This window comes from Arthrobacter sp. FW306-2-2C-D06B, from assembly GCF_021789175.1.
Taxonomy (GTDB): domain Bacteria; phylum Actinomycetota; class Actinomycetes; order Actinomycetales; family Micrococcaceae; genus Arthrobacter.
The window spans coordinates 3,319,064-3,333,044 of record NZ_CP084560.1 but is presented as its reverse complement, the minus strand read 5'-3'; the positions used below and the strand labels follow the sequence as shown (position 1 = coordinate 3,333,044).

16 protein-coding genes are annotated in these 13,981 nt (G+C 64.0%); 12 read left to right on the top strand and 4 right to left on the bottom strand.

Going from position 1 to position 13,981, the window contains the following annotated elements; genetic code table 11:
* Positions 1–33 precede the first annotated feature (33 nt).
* Positions 34–699, top strand: a complete 666-nt coding sequence (locus tag LFT47_RS15515; protein WP_236812116.1) for an ArsR/SmtB family transcription factor — start codon at positions 34–36, stop codon at positions 697–699.
* Complete coding sequence (locus LFT47_RS15510) at positions 696–923, top strand: 2-nitropropane dioxygenase (protein WP_236812115.1); 228 nt, start codon at positions 696–698, stop codon at positions 921–923. Before LFT47_RS15515 ends, LFT47_RS15510 begins: the two co-directional genes overlap by 4 nt.
* Before the next feature lie 36 nt (positions 924–959).
* Here the strand turns inward: LFT47_RS15510 and LFT47_RS15505 are convergent, their stop codons facing one another.
* Positions 960–1,463 carry an Lrp/AsnC family transcriptional regulator gene (locus tag LFT47_RS15505; RefSeq protein WP_236812113.1) on the bottom strand — a complete coding sequence of 168 codons (504 nt, stop codon included), beginning with the start codon at positions 1,461–1,463 and terminating at the stop codon, positions 960–962.
* A gap of 131 nt (positions 1,464–1,594) precedes the next feature.
* Here LFT47_RS15505 and LFT47_RS15500 point away from each other — a divergent pair, with 131 nt between their 5' ends.
* The gene (locus LFT47_RS15500; RefSeq protein ID WP_236812112.1) at positions 1,595–2,758 is read left to right on the top strand and encodes a trans-sulfuration enzyme family protein; all 1,164 of its coding nucleotides are present in this window, start codon (positions 1,595–1,597) and stop codon (positions 2,756–2,758) included.
* 6 nt (positions 2,759–2,764) lie between these two features.
* Here the strand turns inward: LFT47_RS15500 and LFT47_RS15495 are convergent, their stop codons facing one another.
* On the bottom strand, positions 2,765–4,081 hold the full coding sequence (locus LFT47_RS15495; protein WP_442863404.1) for an MFS transporter: 1,317 nt from the start codon (positions 4,079–4,081) through the stop codon (positions 2,765–2,767).
* 57 nt (positions 4,082–4,138) lie between these two features.
* Here LFT47_RS15495 and LFT47_RS15490 point away from each other — a divergent pair, with 57 nt between their 5' ends.
* Positions 4,139–5,113, top strand: coding sequence for a LysR substrate-binding domain-containing protein (locus LFT47_RS15490; RefSeq protein ID WP_236812110.1), 975 nt, complete (start codon positions 4,139–4,141; stop codon positions 5,111–5,113).
* Positions 5,114–5,147: 34 nt separating this feature from the next.
* Entirely contained in the window at positions 5,148–6,062 is a 915-nt protein-coding gene (locus LFT47_RS15485; RefSeq protein ID WP_236812109.1) for an N-acetylglucosamine kinase, read from the top strand.
* A gap of 128 nt (positions 6,063–6,190) precedes the next feature.
* Here LFT47_RS15485 and LFT47_RS15480 read toward each other — a convergent pair whose 3' ends face one another.
* Positions 6,191–7,234: a pirin family protein gene (locus LFT47_RS15480; RefSeq protein ID WP_236812108.1), complete on the bottom strand. Its 1,044-nt coding sequence runs from the start codon at positions 7,232–7,234 to the stop codon at positions 6,191–6,193.
* Between the two features lie 56 nt (positions 7,235–7,290).
* Between LFT47_RS15480 and LFT47_RS15475 the strand changes: the two genes are divergently transcribed.
* The 7 genes from LFT47_RS15475 (at position 7,291) to LFT47_RS15445 (ending at position 13,722) form a co-directional block, all read left to right on the top strand.
* The gene (locus tag LFT47_RS15475) at positions 7,291–7,749 is read left to right on the top strand and encodes an NUDIX hydrolase (RefSeq protein ID WP_236812107.1); all 459 of its coding nucleotides are present in this window, start codon (positions 7,291–7,293) and stop codon (positions 7,747–7,749) included.
* Between the two features lie 137 nt (positions 7,750–7,886).
* A complete protein-coding gene (locus LFT47_RS15470; RefSeq protein ID WP_272909587.1) occupies positions 7,887–8,972 on the top strand; it encodes an ABC transporter ATP-binding protein in 1,086 nt (361 codons plus the stop codon).
* Positions 8,972–9,682 carry an ABC transporter permease gene (locus LFT47_RS15465; RefSeq protein WP_236812105.1) on the top strand — a complete coding sequence of 237 codons (711 nt, stop codon included), beginning with the start codon at positions 8,972–8,974 and terminating at the stop codon, positions 9,680–9,682. The genes LFT47_RS15470 and LFT47_RS15465 overlap by 1 nt, the downstream gene beginning before the upstream one ends.
* Positions 9,679–10,425: an ABC transporter permease gene (locus LFT47_RS15460; protein ID WP_236812103.1), complete on the top strand. Its 747-nt coding sequence runs from the start codon at positions 9,679–9,681 to the stop codon at positions 10,423–10,425. The genes LFT47_RS15465 and LFT47_RS15460 overlap by 4 nt, the downstream gene beginning before the upstream one ends.
* On the top strand, positions 10,422–11,366 hold the full coding sequence (locus tag LFT47_RS15455; RefSeq protein WP_236812101.1) for an ABC transporter substrate-binding protein: 945 nt from the start codon (positions 10,422–10,424) through the stop codon (positions 11,364–11,366). Before LFT47_RS15460 ends, LFT47_RS15455 begins: the two co-directional genes overlap by 4 nt.
* A 230-nt stretch (positions 11,367–11,596) precedes the next feature.
* Entirely contained in the window at positions 11,597–12,817 is a 1,221-nt protein-coding gene (locus LFT47_RS15450; protein WP_059387460.1) for a pyridoxal phosphate-dependent aminotransferase, read from the top strand.
* Between the two features lie 50 nt (positions 12,818–12,867).
* A complete protein-coding gene (locus tag LFT47_RS15445) occupies positions 12,868–13,722 on the top strand; it encodes a polyphosphate kinase 2 family protein (RefSeq protein ID WP_236812099.1) in 855 nt (284 codons plus the stop codon).
* Here LFT47_RS15445 and LFT47_RS15440 read toward each other — a convergent pair.
* The gene (locus tag LFT47_RS15440; RefSeq protein WP_236812097.1) at positions 13,719–13,976 is read right to left on the bottom strand and encodes an exodeoxyribonuclease VII small subunit; all 258 of its coding nucleotides are present in this window, start codon (positions 13,974–13,976) and stop codon (positions 13,719–13,721) included. The genes LFT47_RS15445 and LFT47_RS15440 overlap by 4 nt on opposite strands.
* Positions 13,977–13,981 lie beyond the last annotated feature (5 nt).

Sequence of the window (13,981 nt, the reverse complement as noted above, 5' to 3'; positions counted from 1 at the left end):
CAAAGGTTTCTTTGCAAGAGTAGCGTTTCCGGCATGGACAAGGTTCAAGAACCGGAATTCCCCGTCCGCAAGGTCGATACGGCATCCCTCAAAGCGCTGGCGCACCCCCTGCGCGTCCAGATCCTCGAGATGCTGTCCCGTTATGGGCCACAGACCGCCTGCAGCTTGGCCGAACTCCTCGATGAATCCAGTGGCGCTACGAGCTACCACTTGAGGCAACTCGCCAAGTTCGACTTCGTCCACGAAGTCCAAGGCAGGGGAACGGCGCGGGAGCGGTGGTGGGAGCGTCCCCGGGGAGCCATCCAGATCACTTCGCCCGAGCTGGCACATTCGCCGGCAACCCAGGAGGCATCGCGGTTGGTAACCCGCGAGTTCGAACGCACCAGGCAGGCCGTGCTCGCCGACTTCATGGCACACGGCATGGACTCCTTGGACGAAGACTGGCTCGACGCGGCCATCGTCAATACGGCCAACGCCCGGATGTCAGCCGAACAGCTCGGCCGCTATGCCCGCTCAATGGAAGCCTTCGCCCGCAACCTTCTGGAAGAAATCCGGAACGAACCCGAGGCGGACGATGCCCGCCCCGTGCAGATCCATTTCAACGCATTCCCGATCCTGGGAGTCCCGGCGTGGGCCGGAGACAAGAAATCCCGCGACGCGAAGTCGCACGCAGCAGCCACCGAAGGGAAAGAGTCATGAGCACAGCCACCGCATCATGCGGCACCTACCGCCGGCCCTCCATGCTGGAGTCGGCAGCTGCCGGAATCGGAACCAGCCTGGTTTCGTGGGCCGAGCGGAGGCGCTACATTCCTCCGGCCGACCTGGCCATGCAGCGAGCGGCGCTCACGCGCCGGCAGGAACTAGGTAATCTTCGCCAGGACGCCATGGGGGCCGCACACTCGGGACTAGAGCCACGTCCCTGAGCCGGGCAGCGGCCTAATTGGCGGCTAAGTCAACCGCTATTCCGGCAGCGGCCCGTGGTTGCCCTGGATGTGGGCGAAGACCAAAGTGGTCTCGGTGTGTCCGACCACGGGGTCGGTCGCGAGGTTGTCCAGGACCCAGTCGCGGAGGTCGTCGGTGTTGGCGACCGCGATATGCAGCAAGTAGTCCACGGAGCCGGAAGTGTGGAACGTGGAGATCACTGCAGGGAGAGCGGGAACCCGGGCCGTGAAGCGGTCGATCTGGTCGCGGTCGTGGGCGCGCAGGCGTACGGCGATCAGGGCCTGGACCGATCGACCGATTGCCGGGAGGCTAAGCACGGCTTCGAAACCCTCGATAATGCCGCGTTCGGAGAGCGACCGCGTGCGCATAAGCGCCGTCGACGGAGCAATTCCGACGAGTTCGGCCAGTTGCTTGTTGGAGATCCGGGCATCGTCAACCAAAGCCGCGAGGATGCGTTCGTCGATCGCATCCAAAGGCTCACTGATGTCGACGGGCCGAATGTTCTTCGGGGTGGTGGTCACGGATCCTCCTGAAAGTGCTGTGTATTCATCATAGGTGCCAGTTTCCACTCAATGCATTCATTTGCACTGTCAATCTCCGAATTATTGCCAGATACTGACCGAATTCAACGGTGAATAATTCAAGGAGAGCAGTGACAGCCATCGACACACTCGCAGTCCACGCGGGCCGGACAGGACTCACGGAGCAGGGCGTGCATGCCGTTCCCATCGACCTTTCAACCACTGCGCCTTTGCCCTCTGTTCACGACGGCGGCCTCGCCTACGAACAGATGGCCACGGGCGGGGTGCCCCTCGACGGTCAGAGCACGGTGTACCAGCGTCTCTGGAATCCTACGGTAGCCAGGTTCGAAGACGGCGTAGCGGCGCTTGAGGGCGCAGCGCAAGCTGTCGGTTTTGCGTCGGGTATGGCCGCTTTCAGCGCAGTGCTGCTCGCCTCCCAATCAGAAGGCAAGACGCACGTGGTTGCGGTGCGGCCCCTTTACGGGGGCACAGATCACGTCCTCGCCAGCGGACTGCTTGGCAACCAGGTCACCTTCGTCAAGGCCGACGGCGTGCGGGATGCCCTTCGCCCGGACACAGGCCTGGTGGTAGTGGAAACTCCCGCGAACCCGAGCCTGGACCTCGTTGACCTTAATCGCCTGGTGGCCGACGCCGGAGACGTTCCGGTGCTCGTGGACAACACTTTCGCTACCCCGATCCTCCAGCAGCCACTCAAGCACGGCGTCGCGATGGTGCTTCACAGCGCCACGAAATTCCTGGGCGGCCACGGCGATGCCATGGGTGGCGTGGTGGCAACAAGTGCGGAGTGGGCCACGCGGCTGCGCCGGGTCCGCGCCGTGACCGGAGGCATCCTGACCCCGTGGCCCGCCTACCTTTTGCACCGGGGTCTGGCGACCCTTCCCATCCGGGTGCGTGCCCAGCAGGATCACGCCCATAAAATCGCGGCGGCGCTCGCAAGTCACGAACTCGTCGCCAAGGTGTACTATCCGGGGCTTCCCGAGTGCGATCCCCTGCACTTGGTCGGCACGCAGATGAGCGGTCCGGGCTCGTTGATCTCCTTCGACCTTGAATCAGCCGAGCATGCGGAGCGGATTCCCGGCGCGGTCCGCCTCATCACGCACGCAGTGTCGCTGGGCGGCATCGACACGCTGATCCAACACCCCGCCGGACTTACCCACCGCCCGGTTGCCCCGGAGGCCAAGCCCCAGGCCCGCATGCTCAGGCTCTCCATCGGCTTGGAAGATCCGGCCGACATCATGGATGACCTGGTCCAGGCTATCGAGTCGACCCGCTAGCGGCTGCTACTTTCCCTGTCCGGCCGGTTCCAAGCGGCCGACGACGGCGGGCTGCGGCGCCGGGGACCGGTGCACGACGGCGGTGACCACCGCCGTCGTGCACCCCAGTGCGATGACCGCCCAGGCGAGTGCGGTCCAGCCGAACGCCTGGAAGGCGAGTCCGCCGGCCCAGCCAATAATGCTGGAACCAAGGTAGTAGGAGAGGTTGTACAGCGACGCGGCTTGCGCGCGGCCGCTCGTCGCGATGGTCCCGGTCCAGCCTGCTCCGATGCTGTGCGCGGCGAAGAAGCCGCCGGTGAAGACCACCAAGCCCGCCAAAACCGCGGCGATGTTGTCCCACAGGGTGAGTCCAAGGCCAGCCGTCATGGTCGCTATCCCGGCGAGCATGACCGTGCGGCGGCCGAAGCGCATGGACAATCCGGCACCCCAGCGGGAGCTCACGGTACCGGACAAATACGCCAGGAAAATCAGGCTGACCACGGTGGCCGGCAGTCCGAAGGGCGCCGCGTGGAGGCGGAATCCGAGGTAGTTGTAGACGGCCACAAAGCCGCCCATCAACAGGAACGCTTGAACATACAGAGCCAGCAGCCGCGGATTGGAAGAATGGCCCGCCAACGTCTTCATGGCCCCACGGAAACCTCCCGCGGAACTTGGAGTGAAGCGGCGCGGCTTCGGAACCAGGAGCAGGAACAGGGCAGCCGATGCTGTCGCAAGGATCGAAACCGCGAAGGCGGCGGCCCGCCAACCCCACAATTCACCGATGGGTCCGGCGAGCAAACGCCCGGCAAGACCACCGAGGGTGGTCCCGGCTACGTAGCTGCCTGCAGCCAGTGCGGCGTGTACTTTGTTGACCTCTTCGTTCAAGTAAGCAATGGCGATCGCTGGAATACCCCCAAGGGCCATGCCCTCGAGCGCCCTCAAAACAAGGACAAGCGGAAAGGTGGGGGCCAGGGGGACGAGCAGGCCCAGGACGGTGGCCGCCGCGATTCCGATGGCCATCGCACGTACCCGGCCGATCTTGTCGGCAACGAAGGACCAAGGCAGCACCGTTGCCGCGAGGCCTACCGTGGCCAAGGAAATGGTGAGCGCTGCCTCTGCTGCCGTGATGTGCAGTTCGTTTGCCATGAGTGGCAGGACTGCTTGGGTGGAGTACAGCTGCGCGAAGGTTGCCACACCGGCAAGGGCAAGACCGGCGAGGATCCGCCGGTATGCGCTGGAGCCCTTCAGGTGGCCTTCCCAATCGGACTCGGCGGGGCTCGGGGATGCTGCGCTCGTACTCACCGTTCCACAGTAGGGCGTGCAGAAGTGATGATTCCAATGCATGATTCACTTAAAATTGATAGCGAATTTGGATGATAGTCAATTTGAGGGTGAACCCGCATGGACATCGAACACAAGCAACTGGTCCAACTGCTGCCGTTGCTCCCGCTGCTGGCTGAGCTTGGCCGCACGGAACATGTCACCGAGACGGCCGAACTGCTCGGAGTACCCCAATCGACGGTGAGCCGGGCGCTGGCCCGGGCTAGCGCCGTCGTCGGGACCGAGCTCCTTATCCGTGAAGGCCGCGGCGTCCGCCTGACCCCGGCTGCGAAAACGCTCCTTCCCTACATCGAAGCGGCGCTCGCGGAATTCCAGGCGGGACTGGACGTGGTCCGGCACGAATCCGATGTTGTCCGCGGCCGAATCGCGGTGACGTTCCAGCACACTTTCGGCGAGGCCACGTTGCCCCTGCTCATGAGCGCGTTCCGGAGCCGGCACCCCTCCACGGCTTTCGAGCTCAGCCAAGGAGCGCGTGCCGCCTGCCTTGAATCGCTCGTTGCCGGTGACGCCGACTTCGCCTTGACGGCACCCGTGGCGGCTCCGGGCAGGAACCTCGGCTCGGCGTCGCTGTACCGCGAGCCATTGCGGCTGGTGGTCCATCACCGCCATCCCGTGGCCCGGCGTGCCGGCGTGCGGCTGGCCGAGCTCAGACACGAGCCGTTCGTCTCCATGGGGCCAGGCTTCGGCCTGCGTTCGCTGACCGACGCGATCTTCCGTGATGCGGGCTTTCGCCCAAGGGTTGCTTTCGAGAGCCAGGACTCGCATACCATCCGCGGGCTCGTGTCTGCCGGATTGGGCTACAGCATCCTGCCGCCAGGAGGACTTGGGCCGGGACCTCAAGGGGTCCTGGATTCCACGGACCTGGGGTGGGTGGAGGTATCGCTCGACTCGGAACTCGCATACCGCGAGATAGGGATTGCTTGGCGTGAACGGCGCAAGGAACCCGACCCCGTCAGGCTTTTCCGCGAAATGGTGCTTTCCGAAGGGCCGGGGCTGCTCGCAGGCCTCGTCAAAGCGCGATCCTCGACCCAATAGATCCACGCGGCGCCCCCACGCTAGGCTTTTGGACGTGGAGACTGCAGAAAACACGACCCCCCGGCCCGACGCAACGGTCATCGGGCTCGACATCGGCGGCACGAAGACCCGCGGTGTCCGCTTCGAGGACGGCAAGCCGGTCCGTGACGAAAGCACCGGCAGCTCCAACGTCCAGAACGTCAGCCGGGAGACGGCGGCCAGGAATCTCGCCGAGCTCTTCGCCATGATCGGTGGGGGCGACGTTGACCGCGTCCTCGCCGGGGCGGGCGGAATCGATACCGACGCCGATGCCCGCGCCCTCGCCGAGCTGATTGAACCCCATGTTCCGGGCGCGCAGGTCACGGTGGTCCACGATTCCCGCCTGCTGTTGGCGGCAGGCAGGGCCAGCACGGGAGTGGCTGTCATCGCGGGGACCGGATCCGCGGCCTGGGGAAAGAATGCCGAAGGGGAAGAAGCCCGTGCCGGCGGCTGGGGCTTCCTCCTGGGCGATGAGGGAAGCGGTTACTGGCTGGGCCGGGAGGCAGTGCGTCACAGCCTCCGGCGGATGAACAAAGGACTGGAACCCGATGGTCTCACAGCGGCACTCTTGGAGTCCTGCGGGTTAGACGATCCCAACAAACTCATCGCTCTGTTCCATTCGGAGGACACCGACCGGCGGTACTGGGCCCAACGCGCAAGCGCGGTGGTGGAGACCGCCCGCGAGGGGCTCGATATCAGCCGCCAATTGCTGGACCAGGCAGGACGGGATCTCGCGGAGCTGGCGGCGCAGGCCGTTCGCCAGCTTGGCCTCCCCGGACCGGTGATTCTAGGCGGCGGGCTCGGAATGAACGTCGAGCCCTTGCAGGCAGCTTTCCGGGCAGGACTGGCTGCGCACGGGATCACCGATGTGCGGGTCCTGGACCAGGAACCGGTTTTCGGTGTGCTGCGGATTGTCGCGGAGCTTCCTTAGCCGGACATTGCGCTGACCCGTTGGCGACGCGCAAATGACTGGCCGATATGGAGAAGGACTGGCGACCCTCGGATACCGGTGTCCTGAGTCCCGCTGCGTGTCGCCAAACTTTTTGGGTGTCGCGAGCCTTAGTCAGTAGCCCTGTTCCGGGACCTCGGCTTGAGCTGGACCCCCGGCATCGGCGGTGCGGGGATCCGCCCGGCTTCGGTTCCGGCGTCGGGCCCGTGGCCATGGATCCAGCCGAATCGCGCGGCGCGGGCGTCTTCGTCGCTGAGGAGCGCCTGGGCTTCCCAGTCTTCGCGGGCCTGCTCCACTTCCTCGTGAGTGCGGCCCACGAAGTTCCACCACATCAGGATGTCTTCTTCGAAGGGTTCGCCGCCGAGGAGCATGAAGCGGGTTCCAGGAGCCGCGTCGAGGCGGAGGGCTTCCCGGCCCATGCCGAGGAAGGCCAAGGGGCCCGGGTCGACTTCTTGGCCGTCGATCACCGCTGCGCCGTCCAGGACCAGGACGGCATGCTCGAATTCAGGGTTCAGCGGCAGCTCGATCGGGCCGGAGGCTGAGATTTCGACGCCGACAATCGGGCTGTACATGATCGCGGGGGAGCGCTGGCCGGCGAATTCGCCCACGAGCACCGTGGCCCTGAATCCGTCCGCGGCGACCACCGGCAGGTCGACGATCTGCTGGAACGACGGCGCCCGGTGCCTTACGGCGTCGGGCAAAGCGACCCACAACTGGAGGCCCCGGGACAGCGGCAGGAGGGTGCCGCCGTCGGGCGCGTCAGGGTGAAGTCCTGCCGGCAGCACGCCGAACTCGGAATGCGAAATGCCGCGGCCGGCCGTCATGATGTTCAACTGTCCGGGACGGACCACGACGTCGCTGCCGACGCTGTCGCGGTGCCGCACCTCGCCCTGGAGGGGCCACGTGACTGTCTGCAGTCCCATGTGCGGGTGGGGGAGAACGCTCATCGCGACGCGGTCCGGGCCGAAGCTGTCCAGGAAGCACCAGGCTCCTACCGTCGGCATTCCGCGCTGGGGGAGGGTGCGGGAGACCGTCATGTTGCGGACGCCGCCCAAGGGAACTTCGCGGGCCGGCCAAAGCTGTACAAAAGGACCCTGCCCGGGATGTCCGGCGGGGCAGACTTCCTGTGGCGGGGCCGTTTCCAAGTTGGTCACAATACAACTCCATGTGCTGAACAGTGTTCCTCCCAGCTTAGGCCTAGGCTGGCTCCATGAGCATCCAGTTCGACACCCGCCCGGCCGCGTACGGAGTGGTCATCCGCGACGGAGCAATCCTCCTCGCCTATTGGAAGCAAGACGGCAAAGAGGGCTGGACCCTTCCCGGGGGAGGCCTGGACCTGGGGGAGCATCCTGTGGACGGTTGCCGCCGCGAGATCCAGGAGGAAACCGGATACGACGCAGATATCGGAGCGATGCTCGGCATCGACGTCGGCCACTGGCCGGGTGAGGAGCGGCTGGACGGATCGGACCGTGATTTCCAGGCAATCCGGCTGGTCTACGAGGCAAGCATCACGGGCGGCGAGTTGACCCACGAGATCGACGGCAGCACCACCCATGCCGCCTGGGTGCCGCTGGGCAAGGTTCCCGGACTGAACCGGGTGTCCCTGGTCGATATCGGCCTCCGCCTGCACAGTGAGCGGCCCCTCAACGGAAAACTGCCGACGCCCTGAGGATTGCCGATTCATTACGGTCTTCGCGCCTGCGCTGACATCGTCGGTGGTGCTGGTTAGGCTGTAGAACATCAGTTCACTGTTGATTGATTTCCATCGTTGGTATTTGCGGCCCGAAAAGTTAGGTAAGCCCCGGAATGGCTGAAGCCATGATTGAGTTCCAGAGCGTCACCAAGCAGTATCAGGGTGGGCAACCCGCTGTTGATGGATTGAGCATGTCCATCGAAAAGGGTGCCATCACCGTGTTCGTCGGACCCTCGGGCTGCGGAAAGACCACGTCCCTGCGGATGATCAACCGCATGGTGGAGCCGACCTCGGGCACCATCACCGTGGCCGGCAAGGATGTTTCGAACGAACCGGCCGCCCAGTTGCGCCGCTCTATGGGTTACGTCATGCAGTCCTCTGGACTCATGCCGCACCGTTCGGTGCTGGACAACATTGCCACCGTTCCGCGGCTCAACGGCGTTTCCAGGGCGGCCGCCCGCAAACGCGCGGAAGAGCTGCTCGACGTCGTCGGGCTGGCTTCGGGGCTCGGCAAGCGATACCCGTCCCAATTGTCCGGCGGCCAGCAGCAGCGCGTCGGCGTGGCGCGCGCGCTCGCAGCGGACCCGCCTGTTCTGCTCATGGATGAGCCCTTCAGCGCAGTGGACCCCGTGGTCCGCGACGAACTCCAGCAAGAACTCCTCCGGCTCCAGCGCGAACTGGCCAAGACCATTGTCTTCGTCACCCACGACATCGATGAGGCCACCGTGCTCGGCGACAAAGTGGCCGTCTTCGCCGTCGGGGGCAAACTTGCGCAATACGCCGCGCCCGAAGAGATCCTCCGGGCACCCGCCAATGACTTCGTGGCCTCTTTCGTGGGCCGTGACAGGGGCTTCCGGCACCTTGCCTTCAATGGCGCCGACGCTGTTCCGGTGCATCCGGTCAAGACGGTGGAAGCCCCGCAAGCTGCCGCGGGCAGCAGCGAATGGGCCTTGGTGCTCGACGGCGACTCCCGGCCTATGGGATGGGCCTCGCCGCGCGACGGCGCCGGGCTGATTCCCGGAGGTTCCTTGTTCCGGCGCGGGGATACGCTCCGCCGGGCCCTGGATGCCGCGCTGTCCTCACCTTCGGGCCTTGGCGTGGTGGTGGACGACGACGGCAGGCTCGCCGGCGTCCTCAAAGCCGATGAAGTGCTGGCGCTCATCGAACAGACCCGGCACAACAGGGAGGACGCCCCCTGATGGAATGGTTCCTGGCGAACAGCGGCATGGTCTTTGAGCGGGCCGGCGAGCACCTTATCCTGGCTCTGATCCCCATGGTTTTGGGTCTGCTCATCGCGGTGCCCTTGGGGCAATTGGCCCGACGGAACCGTACCCTCAGGACCGTGGTCACCACTGCAAGTTCCCTGCTGTACACCATTCCTTCCCTGGCACTTTTCATCATCCTTCCGCCGATCCTGGGAACCCGGATCCTGGATCCGCTCAACGTGGTGGTTGCCCTCACGATGTATGCGGTCGCCTTGCTGGTTCGGGCTGCCATGGACGCCTTCGATTCCGTGGACGACGACCTCCGGATGGCTGCCGTGTCCATGGGATTCAAGCCGACCGCGCGGTTCCTGCAAATCGACCTGCCTCTTTCCTTGCCGGTGCTTTTTGCGGGGCTGCGCGTGGTGTCCGTCAGCAATATCTCCCTCGTGAGCGTCGCCGCGCTCCTGGGGGTCGGGAACCTGGGGATGCTGTTCACCGACGGGCTGCAGCGGGCGTTCGTCACCGAGGTGGTGGTCGGCATCATTGCGATCCTCTTGCTGGCCCTCGTCATGGACACATTCTTGGTGCTTCTTGAGAAGCTGCTGACGCCCTGGACCCGTGCCGGTGCCGTCACGGCCAAGCAAGAGGCAAAAGCAGGGGAGTTCATCGCAGATGCCAGGATGCACGCGGAGGCAAGCCGATGAGCAATATCTTCGTTGACACCCTCGCGTGGCTCACGGACCCGGCTCACTGGTCAGGAAGCGGCGGAATCGCCACGAGGCTCCTGGAACACCTGCAGTATTCCGGGCTGGTCCTGGTGATTGCCGCGGCCATCGCCGTGCCCGTGGGTCTCTTCATCGGGCACACAGGACACGGGCGCGTGGTTGCCGTGGCGTTCGCCGGCGCCTTGCGGGCCCTCCCGACCCTCGGACTGCTTGTCCTCTTCGCCCTGTTGGCCGGAAGCGGTCTCATGCCTCCCGTCTGGGCCCTCGTCATCTTGACAGTGCCGCCCCTCCTGGCCGGGACCTACGCCGGGATTTCCAGCGTTGATCCAACGGTGGTTGACGGAGCCCGCGCCATGGGCATGACAGAACTGCAGATTCTGTTCCGCGTAGAGCTGCCCAACGGACTTCAGGTTATGTTCGGTGGCATCCGCACGGCGGTCCTCCAGGTCATCGCGACTGTTTCCGTGGTGGCGTATCTTCCGCTGGGAGGCCTGGGGCGTTATCTTTTTGACGGATTGGTCCTTCAGGACTTCCCCCGCATGCTCGGCGGGTCACTGCTCATCGCGGCGTTGGCAATCGTCGTCGACCTCGTTCTGGCCATGGCGCAGAGGATCCTCCTCCCGCCCGGACTTTCCATCGATTCCAACGGCGGCCACAAGGCCGCCGGAGATCTCGCAGCCGCCGCACCAGCGGGGACTGCCGTTCAAGGAGGTACCGCATGAAGCAACCCGTCACCCTGACCCGCCGCGGGCTCGGCGGCCTGGCGGCCGGAGTCGGCATTGCGCTTGCACTGAGCGCGTGTGGCGGCAGCCCGCTGTCCAGCCCGTCCACCAACGCTCCTTCCGGGGCCGGTGGCTCGCTCACCGTGGGCTCGGCAGATTTCCCCGAGAGCCAGGTCATCGCCGAAATCTACGCCGGAGCACTGAACGCCGCCGGCGTCACGGCTACGACGAAGCCCAATATCGGATCCCGCGAGATCTACTTCAAGGCCGTGCAAGACGGTTCGATCGACCTCGCCCCTGATTATTCCGGCAACCTGTTGTCCTACCTGGACACCAATGCCTCACAGGTGTCGGCCGACGACGTCTACAAGGCGCTGCCCGGGAAGCTTCCACAGGGCCTGGGAGTGCTCGACCCCGCCAAGGCCGAAGACAAGGACGCCATGGTTGTCACAAAAGCCACGGCCGAGAAGTACCAGCTCAAGTCCATCGAAGACCTCGCTAAGAACTGCGGGGACTTCACGATTGCGGCACCGGCAACTTTTGAGACCCGCGCCTACGGGCTCCCGGGCCTCAAGTCCAACTACAACTGCGTGCTCAAGGGCCTGAAGCCGTTCAGCGACGGAGGTGGCAACCTCACACTGCAGGCGCTGCTCTCCAACGACGTCCAGGTTGCCGACATCTACACCACCACGCCGTCCATCCAGGACAACGCCCTGGTGGTCTTGGATGACCCCAAGAACAACTTCAAGGCCCAGCAGGTCCTCCCGCTGTACAACATGGCCAAGATGACGGACAAGGCGAAGGCAGCACTCAACAACGTCTCGAAGATCCTCACCACGGACGACCTCATCAGCCTCAACCGCGCAGTCAGCGGCAATCAAAAGCAGAATCCCAAGGACGCTGCGGCCGCTTGGCTCAAGGACAAAGGGATCGTGAAGTAAGTCCCCACCGCCTCCCTCGCCTCGCTCCGCTCGTCCTTGGAGTCCTCCCCGCCACCTCCCCAAAACTCGCAAGCTCGATTGGGGCCCCTCGGTGGCGTGGGCCCAGGCGGCGGAGGCCCCTGCCAAGGACGACGGCGGCGAGGAACCCTTTTTGGGGGCCTCGCCGCCGTCGTCGTTAATGTGAGTGATGTCTCAACGGAAGTACATCCCCGATATGGCATATTTGATGAATGGCAGAATTCAAGCAGTCCACCAAGCTTCATAATGTCCTTTACGACATCCGTGGACCGATTCTTCAGGCCGCCCAGCAGATGGAGGCAGAGGGTCACCGCATCCTCAAACTGAATATCGGAAACCCGGCACCGTTCGGATTCGAAGCGCCGGACGCGATCTTGGTGGACATGATCCGCCATCTGCCCCATGCCCAGGGATACAGCGATTCGCGCGGAATTTTCTCGGCCCGCACCGCCGTCTCGCAGTACTACCAGACCCGCGGCATCCAAAACATCCACGTTGACGACATCTACCTTGGCAACGGCGTCAGCGAACTCATCACCATGTCGCTCATGGCTTTGCTGGAAGTGGGAGACGAGATTCTCATCCCCACTCCGGACTACCCGCTGTGGACGGCCTCGGTGGCTCTGGCCGGCGGCCGTCCAGTCCACTATCTGTGCGACGAAGAATCGGGCTGGCAGCCGGACCTTGAGGACATGGAATCCAAGATCACGCCTCAAACCAAGGGCATCGTGGTCATCAACCCCAACAACCCCACGGGTGCCGTGTACCCGGAGGAGACCCTCAAGAAGATCGTGGCCCTCGCCGAAAAGCATGGCCTTGTGGTCTTCGCCGATGAGATCTACGAGAAGATCCTCTACGAAGACGCTGTCCACGTGAATCTTGCCGGGCTCACCGGCGACGACGTGCTCTGCCTGACCTTCAGCGGATTGTCCAAGGCCTACCGGGTGTGTGGCTACCGCGCCGGTTGGATGGCCATCTCCGGTCCCAAGAAAGACGCCGCAGACTACCTCGAGGGCATCAACCTGCTGGCCAACATGCGTCTGTGCGCCAACGTTCCGGCACAGCATGCCATCCAGACCGCCCTCGGTGGACACCAAAGCATCAACGATCTCATCCTGCCCGGCGGCAGGCTCCTTGAACAGCGGAACAAGGCCTACGATCTGCTTAATGCCATCCCCGGCGTCAGCACACAGCAGGCCCGGGGTGCGCTCTATCTGTTTCCGAAGCTGGACCCCGAGGTCTATCACATCCGCGACGACGAGAAGTTCGTCCTCGACCTTCTCAAGGAACAGAAGATCCTCGTCTCACATGGTCGGGCCTTCAACTGGGTGCGTCCTGACCACTTCCGCATGGTGACCCTCCCGAACGTCAAGGATATTGAAGAAGCGATTGGCCGCATGGCGGACTTCCTCGGGCGGTACCAAGGCAACTAGCCTGTTGTGCAAGCCGCGACGAATGCGGCCGGACCAGAGGGGACGTCGAAATGGCCGGGACCAAGGAATTCACCAAGCAGGTATCCACGATCTTGAAGGCCGGGCCGGGATTCTCGCTGGACGCAGTAGACCCCGAATCGACGCCCGGCTACAAGGGAAAGAAGTCTGACGGCGTCGCTTTGCTGGCAGCGCAGGATGGTCGTTTGGACGTGCTGCAGGAGATGCTCTTTGCCGAGGGAAAATTCGGCAGCTCCAAGCGAGTGCTGTTGATCCTGCAAGCCATGGACACCGCAGGCAAAGGCGGGATCGTTGAGCACGTCGTCGGATCAATGGATCCCCAAGGTGTCAAGGTTGCACCGTTCAAGGCGCCGACTGATGAGGAGAAAACCCACGATTTCCTCTGGCGGGTCGAGAGAGCCGTGCCCGACGCCGGGTTCGTCGGGGTTTTTGACCGATCCCACTACGAGGACGTGCTGATACACCGGGTGCACGGTTGGGCGAATGAAGCTGAACTGGAACGGCGCTATGCGGCCATCAACGAGTTCGAGGCACGCCTCGCCGAACAAGGTACGGCGATCGTCAAGGTCATGCTCAACATCAGCCGTGATGAACAAAAAGCGCGCCTGCTGGCACGATTGGATGACCCGTCCAAGCACTGGAAGTACAGCACGGACGATCTCAAGGAACGCGCGTTTTGGGATTCCTATATGGACGCCTATCAACGGGTCTTCGAGAAGACCTCAACCGACGTGGCGCCTTGGTATGTGGTTCCGGCGAACAAGAAGTGGTTTGCGAGGATCGCTGTCCAGGAGCTTCTCCTCGAGGCCCTCGGCAAGCTGGACCTGAGCTGGCCGAAAGCAGACTTTGACGTGCCGGCGGAGCGGGCTCTGGCCGTCCAATCCTAGCTGGCCGCCGGGCCGTCCTCGCCGTTGCTTCGGGCCGCGGCGAGCCTCCTGCGGGCACCCTCCAGCCACTCTTCGCAGCGCTTCGCCAAAGCCTCGCCGCGTTCCCAGAGTGCGAGAGATTCCTCAAGGCTTGCTCCGCCGGCTTCAAGGCGGCCAACCACGGCCATGAGCTGCTCGCGGGCTTCCTCATAGCTGAGAGTGTCCAACTCCTCAGGGGATCCCTTGGCCGCAGGGGATGTGTTTTCTGCTGTCATTTCTT